Source organism: Halomonas sp. 1513 (assembly GCA_001971685.1).
Classification (GTDB): domain Bacteria; phylum Pseudomonadota; class Gammaproteobacteria; order Pseudomonadales; family Halomonadaceae; genus Franzmannia.
The window spans coordinates 1,611,785-1,623,704 of sequence record CP019326.1 but is presented as its reverse complement, the minus strand read 5'-3'; the positions used below and the strand labels follow the sequence as shown (position 1 = coordinate 1,623,704).

General features: G+C 66.2%; 9 protein-coding genes. 1 reads left to right on the top strand and 8 read right to left on the bottom strand.

Translation table 11 applies throughout. The features are described from left to right. Positions 1–10: 10 nt before the first annotated feature. From BWR19_07385 to BWR19_07350, 8 genes are all read right to left on the bottom strand, one after another. Entirely contained in the window at positions 11–193 is a 183-nt protein-coding gene (locus BWR19_07385) for a hypothetical protein (GenBank protein APX92766.1), read from the bottom strand. 207 nt (positions 194–400) lie between these two features. Then, complete coding sequence (locus BWR19_07380) at positions 401–2,146, bottom strand: hypothetical protein (protein APX92765.1); 1,746 nt, start codon at positions 2,144–2,146, stop codon at positions 401–403. Between the two features lie 365 nt (positions 2,147–2,511). Then, complete coding sequence (locus tag BWR19_07375) at positions 2,512–3,447, bottom strand: tRNA pseudouridine(38-40) synthase TruA (GenBank protein APX92764.1); 936 nt, start codon at positions 3,445–3,447, stop codon at positions 2,512–2,514. A 50-nt stretch (positions 3,448–3,497) separates the two neighbouring features. Beyond that, entirely contained in the window at positions 3,498–5,900 is a 2,403-nt protein-coding gene (locus BWR19_07370) for a hypothetical protein (protein APX92763.1), read from the bottom strand. A 182-nt stretch (positions 5,901–6,082) separates the two neighbouring features. Next, positions 6,083–7,195 (bottom strand): aspartate-semialdehyde dehydrogenase, encoded by a 1,113-nt coding sequence (locus BWR19_07365; GenBank protein APX92762.1) that lies wholly within the window; start codon positions 7,193–7,195, stop codon positions 6,083–6,085. A gap of 129 nt (positions 7,196–7,324) precedes the next feature. Next, on the bottom strand, positions 7,325–8,404 hold the full coding sequence (locus tag BWR19_07360; GenBank protein ID APX92761.1) for a 3-isopropylmalate dehydrogenase: 1,080 nt from the start codon (positions 8,402–8,404) through the stop codon (positions 7,325–7,327). Between the two features lie 220 nt (positions 8,405–8,624). Continuing rightward, the gene (locus tag BWR19_07355) at positions 8,625–9,278 is read right to left on the bottom strand and encodes a 3-isopropylmalate dehydratase small subunit (protein ID APX92760.1); all 654 of its coding nucleotides are present in this window, start codon (positions 9,276–9,278) and stop codon (positions 8,625–8,627) included. 3 nt (positions 9,279–9,281) lie between these two features. Then, positions 9,282–10,727 (bottom strand): 3-isopropylmalate dehydratase large subunit, encoded by a 1,446-nt coding sequence (locus BWR19_07350; GenBank protein APX92759.1) that lies wholly within the window; start codon positions 10,725–10,727, stop codon positions 9,282–9,284. A gap of 283 nt (positions 10,728–11,010) precedes the next feature. Between BWR19_07350 and BWR19_07345 the strand changes: the two genes are divergently transcribed. Then, complete coding sequence (locus BWR19_07345) at positions 11,011–11,889, top strand: LysR family transcriptional regulator (protein ID APX92758.1); 879 nt, start codon at positions 11,011–11,013, stop codon at positions 11,887–11,889. The last annotated feature ends 31 nt before the right edge of the window (positions 11,890–11,920 follow it).

The window sequence follows — 11,920 nt, the reverse complement described above, 5'->3', positions numbered from 1 at the left end:
GGCGGTTCAGTTATCTGTCAAGCCCCGAGGGCATGATGCTACCGCCGTCATTACCTCGGGCATTACCAGGAAGCACGTCGCCGCCGGGTCTGGTTTGACCGACCTGAGTCATGTCGGACACTTTACCCCACTGGCTAAGCTGGGGGGCACTGTAGTCGCGACGCTCGGTCGACTTGGTTTGCATATTCGCCATACTATTATCCTCTGCCTGTGCAGCACTTATTCGTAGCCACATGCCTGGCAGCGCTCATGTCCAATCCAATAGCGGCTGGATGCCACTGCCATCATGTGTAATGTTATGTGTACCAATCAGGCCCCTCAATACGAGAAACGCCTGATTTAGCGGCCTGCCAGGCATGGAAAAACTCCCCCTTCAAACCCTCTCCGCACATCAGAAAACTCATGTCCAGTAGCGCCGCAGCCAGAGTTCCAGCGACAGCGTGGGCCAGAGGTCGAAGACCGGCGCCTCGCCGCTTGCGAAGCGCTCGAAGCGGCGCCTGAGCGCCGGCTCATCGATATAGCCGAGATCGGCACAGCGGCTATTGGTCAGCAGATCCACCACCTTGTCATGCGCCCTGTCGCGCAGCGCGTCGATATATAGGCCTTCTGGTGATACCTTGCCGATTGAGCGAATAGCCTCCTCGGGCATGATGCTTACCATGGCGCGGCGCGCGATTCGCTTAGGGTCCCGCGCGGAGCAGACAAGATGCTGTGGGCAGGCCAGGATGAAGTCGACCAGTCGCCGGTCGCTCCAGGGGTCCGCCATGCCCACGCCGTGTCTCGCCGTCATTCGTTCTGCGTAGCCCACCCCCCGCACCACCAGCGGCGAGGCGATATGAATATAGCGATCACGAACCGCTTCGCGCGGCCAGGCTCGGGAGGCAACGTAATGCGGCTCGGCCACCGGCAACCCCATCCTGTCGAGGAAACCCTGCGAAACGTGCCCCTCGGCATGCCGTGACGGAGCCGCTTGTAGTCTCTTCACACCCGCCTCACGTCCTTTCTCACCGCGCATGGCGTCCAGCCAGGTAGCGGGATGGCGGCCTTTCATCAGATCGAGGAGCATGGGACGCAGCAGGAACTGAGTCACCGCCTGGCGACGGTTTAGGGCGTTGAGCTTGGCCAAGCGGGCAAGATTTCGCCGCGCCTCGCCAACGCGACCGCTTAGCAGGATGCCCGGCACATCGTCGACGCTGCCGCCGCAGATCACATCGCCGCGGAACCCGTAGAGCATGATGCTCACGCCATGCGCGGCCGCCGCCGAGAGCGAGCCTTCCAGAAACGGCTGAAACATGGAAAAGAAGGGGTCGTCTTCGTGAGGCCGATTGAGATCTTCGTCCACCAGCGGGGAAGTGTGTTCGGCCGGAATTTCTGTAACAGGTATCTGGAAGTGGTCGGCAATACGGTAGATGGTCTCGCTTTCATCGCACTCGGCCAGGTACTCCGGAAACACCCAACTGTAGGCGCGCAGCGATGGCAGGTTCTCGCCTTGCTGGCGACGCCAAGCGGCAACCGCCGCTACGCAGGTGGAATCGACGCCACCGCTCAGGCTGATGCCGACGGGATCGCGCGCCCGCAAGCGGTCGCGTACTGAGGTCGTCAACAGCTCTTGCAGCCGTTGCGCATAGTCGCGCTCGTCTCGGTAGCGGATGCGCGCTTCCGGGTCCGGGTGCCAGAAGATGCGACTGCGCTTGGCCGCTGAGGCGTTGATGACCACCACCTCGGCGGGGCGGACTTCATCGATACCCGAATAGAACACCTCGCCCGGAGGAATCTGCATTCCGCAGAGGTGCCAGGCAACCGCCCGCTCGTTGAGGCGGCGGGGCACGCCGGGCACGCCGAGGATCTGCTGGACCTCGCTGGCAAAGAGGATGCGGTTGTCTTCGAGTCGATAGTAGAGGGGGCGCAGCCCCATGGCGTCCCGGGCCAGGTGGAGACGCCGATGCTTGCCATCCCAGAGGGCGTAGGCAAAGTCCCCCAGGAGACGACCAGGCCCTGCCTCGCCTGCCCGGGACAGGGTGTCGAGCATCAGTTCGACGTCCGTGGCACGCTTGCCAGCGGCGTGAGACGCGCCAGCGGCGCACTCGTCACGATTGTCCAGCCGGGCATCCGCCAGGAACAGCAGCCCGTGACGGTCGTCGCGCACCAGATGACAGGCTCCCGTGCCATCCGGGGTGACATCGAGCGAGAGGCAGGCCAGCCCTAGCGGGCCATCGAGATGATACTGGATGCCACTGGGGCCTCGATATGCTGCTCGTTTTGCCATCTGCTCGAGCTGATGATGCTCGACCGGCCTGCCGTCGAGATGGATGATTCCGCATATGCCACTCATGATGACCCGCACCCTCACGCCAAGCCTGCTCTACCACACCTCACGACACCTGGCCGTCGAATGACGACAGGCATCGCCTACGTCAGGCTTTCCAGGGAGGCACGCAGCGCCCCAGCGCCATTTACACAATGTAGCATAAATAAACACAGGGTTACTCAGACTTGCTGCGAGGATCGGTGCTACGGCTGGACGCTCCCCTCGTCAAGGGTCGCCTCGGCCACCGGGCGGCCGCGGCGGTAGCGCACCAGCGGCGAGTCGGGCAGCTCACGCTCGCCGGTCCACTCGCCGAGGAAGGCCAGGAGGTTGGGCCCCAGCGGTTCCCGGGGCAACGCCCAGGCCTCGTCATAGACGGAATCAACGAAGTGCAGCCCGCAGCCCGGCGCCGTCGCGCTGGCCTGGGTACGGTCGCGCACCGAGAGCAGATGGGCGATGTAGGTCTCGTCTTGTTCGCCGCGGCCGACGTCGACCAGGGCGCCAACGATATTGCGGATCATGTGATGGACGAAGGCGTTGGCCTGAACGTCGACCACTACCAGCGGGCCATGGCGGTGCACCTCGATGAAGTGCAGGTGGCGCCAGGCGGTCTTCGACTGGCAGCCGGCGGCGCGGAAGCTGGAAAAGTCGCGCTCGCCGACCAGCACCTGGGCGGCGCGATGCATGGCGTCGGCGTCCAGCGGATCGCGGCACCAGGTGGCGTTGGCGCGCTCCAGCACCGGCCGGCTGGGCTGGTTGAGGATCACGTAGCGGTAGCGCCGTGCCAGGGCCAGGAAGCGGGCATGGAAGTCATCGGCTACCGGTACCAGCCAGCGAATGGCGATATCCCGCGGCAGGTTGGCATTGGCGCCGAACACCCAGGCCTTCTGAGAGCGTGGTACGGGCGGGTCGAAATGGATTACCTGGCGGGTGGCGTGCACGCCGCTGTCGGTGCGACCGCTGCAGTGCACGGTGACCGGATGCCCCGCCACCCGCGCCAGGGCCTGTTCGACTTCGTACTGCACCGAGGGCGCGTGCTTGAGGCGCTGCCAGCCGCAGTAGGCACTGCCGTCATACTCGACGGCGGCGGCCAGGCGGCCGGTCAGGCGGGTCTTTTCATCCAGGCGTTGGAACAGGGGCATCGGCTCGTCAGCGGCTCGTCGGGGGTCAGCGCGCCGTCAAGCCGCGCGCCTCACAGGTCGTATTGGGCAATCAGCCGCCGCGCTTCGGTTTCCACTTGCTCATCTCCCCGAGCCTCGGCCAGCACCTGGTCGAGCAGCGACCGGGCCGCTTGCGGCTGGCCCTGGTCGAGGCGCTGGCGGGCTGCGTCGATTAGCGCCCGTGGCGAAGCGGCGGCAGACTGGTCATTATCCAGATGCAGCGGCTCGAATGCCACCTCCTCGACCTCCCACTCCTCCTCGGCGGACCGCACTGGCGGAGCTTCATCCTGTACTGGCTCGCTTGGTTCGAACTCGACGCTGGGCTGCATCGGGGTCTCCTCGCGGGGCGCCGACGGTTCCAGCGCGGGCGGGCGGTAGTCGATCACCCGCGGCGTCTCGCCGCCACCCGCCGGGGCAGGAGAGACCCTTGGCGTCGGTTCGGGTTCGGGCTCGGGCTCGGGCTCGGGCTCGGGCTCGGGCTCGGGCTCGGGCTCGGGCTCGGGCTCGGGCTCGGGCTCGGGCTCGGGCTCGGCAATAGGATCCTGGCGCGGGGAATCATCGGCCACATTAGTCTCATCGCGTCGCTGACGGCGCGCCATCAGGCCCTCAACGTCGGCCTGCAGCGCCGGATCGTCGACGCCGCGCAGCGTTTCGGCCTCGCGCTCGGCTGCCCCCCAATCACCCTGCTCGGCGTGTACCGTCAGCAGCTTGAGACGCAGGTCGTGGCGCCCGGGCTGCTCGTCGAGGCTGGTCTCCAGCAGCTCGCGGGCCTGATCGTAACGCCCGTAGGCCATGAAGATATCGGCCTCGCTGATCGCCTCGGCCTGAGGCATCGGGCGTGCCACGGGCGCTTCCTCCGGCACAGCGTCCGCCGCCGGCGCCGTCGCCGCCACGTGACTCGGCGCATAGACGCTCGGCATGACCGCCGCACCGTCGACATAGCGCTGCCCCGCCCGTGGCGTGGCTCCACCCTCGCGCCGCCGACGCACCAGCGCCCAGAGCGCCAGCAGCGCCGCCAAGGCCAAGCCAGCCACGGTCAGGCTGCCGTCGCGGGCCTGCTGCCAGAGCGCCCCCCACCAGGGTTCAGGCTGCGCCGCGGGGCTTGCCGTGGGCGGCGTAACCCCGCCGGCACCGGCCACCTCGCTGGGGGTTCCGCCAGCGCTGAGCTGCGCCAGCTGCTCGCGCATGGCGGCGAGCTCGTCGCGCATCTCGCGCATCTCCTGCTGCAGCTGGTCTCGCTCGGCCTCGACGTTGCTGAGCGCCTGCTGGCTTGCCAGCAGCTCGGTTTCGACACGCATCAGGCGCTCATCCTGATCGTCGCCGGCGCCGCTGGGCGAGCCATCGTCACCGCCCTGCCCTTGCTCGGCGTCGCCATCGCCAGCCACGGCCAAGCCGGCCACCTGGGCCGCCTCGTCCAGCGCCACCTCATCGCTGTCATCCAGTTGCTGCTCGGCGGCCAGCTCCTCGTCGCTGAGCAGGGTCAGCCGCGGTGTCTCCGCAGTCTCGTCAGGGGCCTCTGCGCTGGCCGTCGCTTCTGCGCTATCGATGCCATCGTCAGGCTCGGTGGCGTCGGCCACCTCGCCGACCGCCGCGCTCGGCTCGCTAGCCGGCGAAAGCGCGCTCGCCGCCACCGCCGCGCCGCCATCGCTCTGGCGCGCCGCCCAGGCCTGATTCTGGGTCTGTACCAGGGCACTGGCGTCGCTAGGCGAGCGCCGGGTGATCGCCTCACGGGTGGGAACATTGAGGGTCAACCCGGCACGCATGGAATTGATATTGCCGGAGGGAAAGGCGTCGGGATTGGCCTCGACCAGAGCCAGCATCATCTGGTTGATGTCGATATCACTCCCCGGCCGCAGCCGCGAGGCGACGGCCCACAGGGTGTCGCCACTGCGCACTGCCGCGGGATCGGCGCTGCTGCTGGCGGCCGGGGCCGCGGATGGCTGGGGAGCCGCAGCCGGGGGCGGCGACACGGCAGGCGGCGGCGCGCTGGGCTCGGCGACCGTGGCGGCGGCCCCTGCCACCAGTACCGGACTCTCTTCATAGCCGGGGGGATCGAACAGCAGCGTGACCTGACGCAGCACCCGGCCCTCGGGCCAGTCGATGTCGATAAGCAGATCCAGGAAAGGGTCGCGGACCGGCTGCTCCGAGCGCATCGCCACCACCAGCTCGCCGTCCTGGCGCTCGATGCGGAAGTCGATGCCGCGGGCCATCAGGTCGCGGCTCAAACCGGCCTGTTCGAAGGCCGCTTCATCGGCCAGCGCGACTCGCATGCGACGCGGATCGACGCCCTCGACGTCGGTGAGCGGCAAGGTCGCACGCAGCGGGGCGCTGAGGCGCGAGTGCACCTCTACCTCACCCACCCCAAGTGCCAGGAGCGGCGTGCTGGTCGCTGCCGTGAGCGACAGTGCGATGGCCAGTGGGAGCTTGCGGTTCATTTTTATGGTTAACCCTGCGATCTGGAACAGCATTGGCGCTAACGCATCGTTTCATGTCAGCAGAAATCATCGGGCCGCGCCTGACAAGCCTGCTCATTCAACGTATGCCAGTTTTCATCCCGCTGACAAGACGACGCCTCCCCGAGGGGAGGCGTCGTCAGCTCAACGAAGCGGCGATTGCCTCACTGCTCGCGCAGAATCTTGAGCATGCGCTTGAGCGGTTCGGCCGCCCCCCACAGCAGCTGATCGCCAACGCTGAAGGCGGACAGGTACTCGCCCCCCATGGCCAGCTTGCGCAGGCGACCCACCGGCACGCTGAGAGTGCCGGTGGCGGCGGCCGGCGTCAGGCCGTCGATGGTAGCGTCCTTGTCGTTGGCGATGACCTTGACCCACTCGTTGTGCTTGGCCAGACGATCCTCAATCTCATCTATCGGCACATCTTTCTTCAACTTGATGGTGAACGCCTGGCTGTGAGAGCGCATCGCACCGATACGCACGCACAGGCCGTCGATGGGGATCGGGTTGTTGTCGAGGCCTAGAATCTTGTTGGTCTCGACGCTGCCCTTCCACTCCTCGCGGCTCTGGCCGTTGTCGAGCTTGGTATCGATCCACGGCAGCAGGCTGCCGGCCAGCGGCGCGCCAAAGTTATCGGTGGGGAAGTCGCCCGAGCGCATCGCCGCGGTGACCTTGCGGTCGATGTCGAGGATCGCGCTGGACGGGTCACTCAACTCGCCGGCGACGCTGTCGCGCAGGCTGCCCATCTGATTGAGCAGCTCGCGCATGTGCTTGGCGCCGGAGCCGGAGGCGGCCTGATAGGTCATGGAGGTCATCCATTCGATCAGGTCAGCTTCGAACAGGCCACCCAGCCCCATCAGCATCAGGCTGACGGTGCAGTTGCCGCCGACGAAGGTCTTGGCGCCCTTGGCCAGCTGCGCGTCGATCACGCCGCGGTTGACCGGGTCGAGGACGATGGTCGCTTCGTCTTCCATGCGCAGGGTGCTGGCAGCATCGATCCAGTAGCCTTTCCAGCCACCGCCGCGCAGGTCGCCGTAGACTTGCTTGGTGTAGTCGCCGCCCTGGCAGGTGATCACGACATCGAGCGTCTTGAGCTCGTCGATATCGGTGGCATCCTTGAGCGGAGGCACGTCGACGCCGATGTCGGGGCCGGGCTTACCGACCTGGGAGGTGGTGAAGAAGATCGGCTCAATGCCGTCGAAATCTCCATCCTCCTGCATACGCTGCATGAGCACCGAGCCCACCATGCCGCGCCATCCGACGAAACCGACTTTCAACATGTGAAGTCCTCCAGAATTCAAATGAGGCCAATATTATACATGAAGCGCGCCCGGGCCGCAGGAACCCAAAGTACCTTTGAGGCTAATCCCGGGCTACTCCGTCGACAGGCTTTCGGGGAGGCGCTGTAGTTAAAGTGTCTCAAACGCCGCCAGCACGGCGTCACCCATCTCGCTGGTGGAGACCTGGCGAGTCCCGGGGTAAGCGATATCGGCGGTGCGCAGGCCGTCGTCGAGCACCTTGCCCACCGCGGCCTCGATGCGCTCGGCCAGGGCCGGTTCATTGAGCGAGTAGCGCAGCATCATGGCCACCGAGAGAATCGTCGCCAGCGGGTTGGCGACGTTCTGACCGGCGATGTCCGGGGCGCTGCCGTGGCACGGCTCGTACATGCCCTGGCCGGACTCGTTGAGCGAGGCCGAGGGCAGCATGCCGATGGAGCCGGTGAGCATCGCCGCGGCGTCGGAGAGGATATCGCCGAACATGTTGCCGGTGACGATCACGTCGAACTGCTTGGGCGCGCGCACCAGCTGCATGGCGGCGTTGTCGACGTACATGTGCGAGAGCTCGACGTCGGGATACTCCGGCGCCAAGCGCTCCATCACCTCGCGCCACAGGATGGTGACCTCGAGCACGTTGGCCTTGTCGACGCTGCACAGCTTCTTGCCACGCTTCTGCGCCATCTCGAAGGCGACCCGACCGATGCGCTCGATCTCGCACTCGGAGTAGACGTAGGTGTTGAAGCCGACCCGCTCGCCGCCGCGCTCCTCGATGCCGCGCGGTTGGCCGAAGTAGATGCCGCCGGTGAGCTCGCGCACGATCATGATGTCGAGCCCCGATACCACCTCAGGCTTGAGGCTGGAGGCTTCGGCGAGCTGCGGGTAGAGAATCGCCGGGCGCAGGTTGCCGAACAGGCCGAGGTTCTTGCGCAGGCCGAGCAGGCCCTTCTCGGGACGCTTGCTGAGGTCTTCGATCTTGTCCCACTTGGGGCCACCCACGGCGCCGAGCAGGATGGCGCTGGCAGCCTCGGCTTTGGCCAGGGTCTCAGCGGGCAGCGGCTCGCCGTGGGCGTCGTAGGCGGCGCCACCGACCAGCGCTTCCTCGACGTCGACATCCAGGCCGCGGGCCTGGCAGGCGGCCAGCACACGGCTGGCCTGGGCGGTGATCTCGGGGCCAATACCGTCGCCCGGGAGTACCAGAATCTTGCGTGTCATGTGTTTTTCAATCCTTGTCGTTCGCCGTTTCCAAGCGAATGGTGGCGGGCTGTACGGCGACAGGCCTACGAGGAGGCGCTGTAAACCCATCCCTGGGCGCTACCTTGCGCCATCCATGGCGCAAACCTCCTCTTCGGCCTGTCCCCTCCGCCCTTCAATTCCAGATGGGTCAACCTGATCCCGGATCAACCTCGCAGCCACCAACAGCGGAATTAAGGCCTCAGGCCGATACTTTGTCGCGGAACAGCCACGGCCGCGCGATGCGATGCTTGGCCTCGAAATCGCGAATGGCATCTTCGTCCTGCAGGGTGATGCCGATATCGTCGAGGCCGTTGAGCAGGCAGTGCTTGCGGAAGGCATCGACCTCGAACTCGAGGATCTCGCCCTCCGGGGTGATCACGCGCTGGTTCTCGAGATCAACATCCAGGCGATAGCCCTCGTTGGCTTCCACCGCCTTGAACAGCCGATCCACGGTGTCCTCGTCGAGGGTCACCAGCAGGATGCCGTTCTTGAAGGCGTTGTTGTAGAAGATGTCGGCGAAGCTCGGCGCGATCACCACCCGAAAGCCGAAGTCCTCCAGCGCCCAGGGCGCGTGTTCGCGGGAGCTGCCGCAGCCGAAGTTGCGGCGTGCCAGCAGCACGCTGGCGCCCTGGTAGCGCGGCTGGTTGAGCACGAAATCGGGATTCAGCGGTCGGCTCGCCACGTCCTGGCCCGGGTAACCCTCGTCGAGGTAGCGCAGCTCGTCGAACAGGTTGACGCCGAAGCCAGTGCGCTTGATCGACTTGAGAAACTGCTTGGGAATGATCAGGTCGGTGTCGACGTTGGCGCGGTCCAACGGCGCCACCAGGCCCTGCTCGCGTTCGAACTGTCTCATGGCTCAGGCCTCCTGGGCGGTAGGTTGGGCGTCGAGCTGACGCACGTCGACAAAGTGGCCGGCGATGGCGGCGGCGGCGGCCATCGCCGGGCTGACCAGGTGGGTGCGGCCGCCGTAGCCCTGGCGACCCTCGAAGTTGCGGTTCGAGGTCGAGGCGCAGTGCTCGCCGGCCCCCAGCTTGTCGGCGTTCATCGCCAGGCACATCGAGCAGCCCGGCTCGCGCCACTCGAAGCCGGCCTCGGTGAAGATCTTGTCGAGCCCCTCAGCCTCGGCCTGGCGCTTCACCAGCCCGGAGCCGGGCACCACCATGGCCAGTTGGATGGAGCTCGCCACCTTCTTGCCCTTGGCAACCTTGGCGGCTTCGCGTAGGTCTTCGATGCGCGAGTTGGTGCAGGAGCCGATGAATACCTTGTCGAGGCGGATATCGGTGATCTTCTGCTTGGGCGCCAGGCCCATGTACTCCAGTGCGCGGGTATAGCTGCGCTTGACGGTGTCGTCGGCGGCGTCGGCCGGATCCGGCACTTCACCGGAGATACCGGTGACCATTTCGGGGCTGGTGCCCCAGCTGACCTGCGGTTCGATGCTGGCGGCATCGATCTCGACCACCTTGTCGAAGGCGGCGTCGGCGTCCGAGACCAGGCCGCGCCAGTCGGCCACGGCGGCGTCCCACTGCTCGGCGGTCGGCGCGTAGGGGCGCTTGGCGAGATACTCGATGGTGGTGTCGTCGACGGCGATCAGGCCGACCCGGGCGCCGGCCTCGATGGCCATGTTGCACACCGTCATGCGGCCTTCCATGGAGAGGCTCTGGATCGCGCTGCCGGCGAACTCGATGGCGTAGCCGGTGCCCCCAGCGGTGCCGATATGGCCGATAATGGCCAGCACCACGTCCTTGGCGGTGACGCCCACGCCGAGCTCACCCTCGACGCGCACTTGCATGTTCTTCATCTTCTGCGCCAGCAGGCACTGGGTGGCCAGCACGTGCTCGACCTCGGAGGTGCCGATGCCGTGGGCGAGGGCCGCAAAGGCGCCGTGGGTGGCGGTATGCGAGTCGCCGCAGACCACGGTCATGCCCGGCAGGGTAGCGCCCTGCTCCGGGCCCACCACGTGCACGATGCCCTGGCGGGCGTCGTTGATCTTGAACTCCTCGATGCCGAAGGCCGCGCAGTTATCGTCCAGGGTCTGGACCTGGATCAGCGACACCGGGTCCTTGATCCCGGCATTGCCCTCGGCGCGCTCGATCACCGTGGTCGGCACGTTGTGGTCCGGCGTCGCCAGGTTGGCGTCGAGCCGCCACGGCTTGCGATTCGCCAGGCGCAGGCCTTCGAAGGCCTGGGGCGAGGTCACTTCGTGCAGCAGCTGGCGGTCGATGTAGATCAAGGCGGTGCCGTCGTCGCGCTCCTTGACCAGGTGCTGCGACCACAGCTTGTCGTAAAGGGTCTGGCCTGCCATATCGTTCTCCCGGGCTCTATGGGCCTGTTTTCATCATCCGGTCTGTGCCTGGTGCGCCGCGGCTATCTCGGCGACAGGCCTAGGAGGAGGCGCTGTAAATACCTCCCTGTACGCTACCGATTCCATCCCTGGAATCGAACCTCCTCTCCGGCCTGTCCCCAGCGCCGCTGTGTCGTGGCGCTGGGCGCTGGGCGCTTATCGCTATACCCGCAGTCTCCCGCCCCTCGCGCATAAAATCAATTCATGTTATTTATGCTTTGAATTCCTCCAAGGAATACATAGCGTGGATACGCAAAGCCTCCAAGCCTTCCTCGCCGTGGCCGATCACGGCTCCTTCTCGCTGGCCGGCGAGCAGCTGCATCTCACTCAGCCGGCGGTGAGCAAGCGCATCGCCAGCCTCGAGGAGCAGGTCGGTGCCCGCCTATTCGACCGTATCAACCGCCGCGTGTCGCTGACCGAGGCGGGCCGGCTGCTGCTGCCGCGGGCGCGACAGATCCTGGTGATGGTCGACGACAGCCGCCGCGCGCTCTCCAACCTGAGTGGCGACGTGGCCGGCAGCCTGACCATGGCCACCAGCCACCATATCGGCCTGCACCGCCTGCCGCCACTGCTCAAGCGCTATACCCGTGCGCATCCCGAGGTACGCCTGGACATGCGCTTCCTCGACTCCGAGCAGGCCTACCAGGAGGTGCTCGACGGTGAGCTGGAGATCGCCGTGGTGACCCTGGCCCCGGTACCCGACCCGCAGCTCACGGTGGTCCCGGTGTGGGTCGACCGGCTGCGCTTCGTCTGCGCCCACGACCACCCCCTGGCTCAGGGCGCCACGCCGCCACTATCGGCGCTTTCGGCTCATGACGCGGTACTGCCCGGCCCGCTGACCTTCACCCGCGGCATCGTGGTGGATACCTTCGCCCGCGACGGCCTGCAGGTGAGAGTGGCGCTCTCTACCAACTACCTGGAGACGCTGAAGATGATGGTCAGCATCGGCCTGGGCTGGAGCGTGCTGCCGGAGTCGCTGATCGATGCCGGCCTGCATGTGCTGGATATCGAGCACCGCCCCATCGAGCGGCCGCTGGGCTATCTGGTGCACAAGAGCCGCACTCTCTCGAATGCCGCCCGCTCGATGCTGGCCCTGCTCGACGAGGCACGACAAACTCCCTAGGATGCTAACTTTATGTGCCGCGACGCTGCGT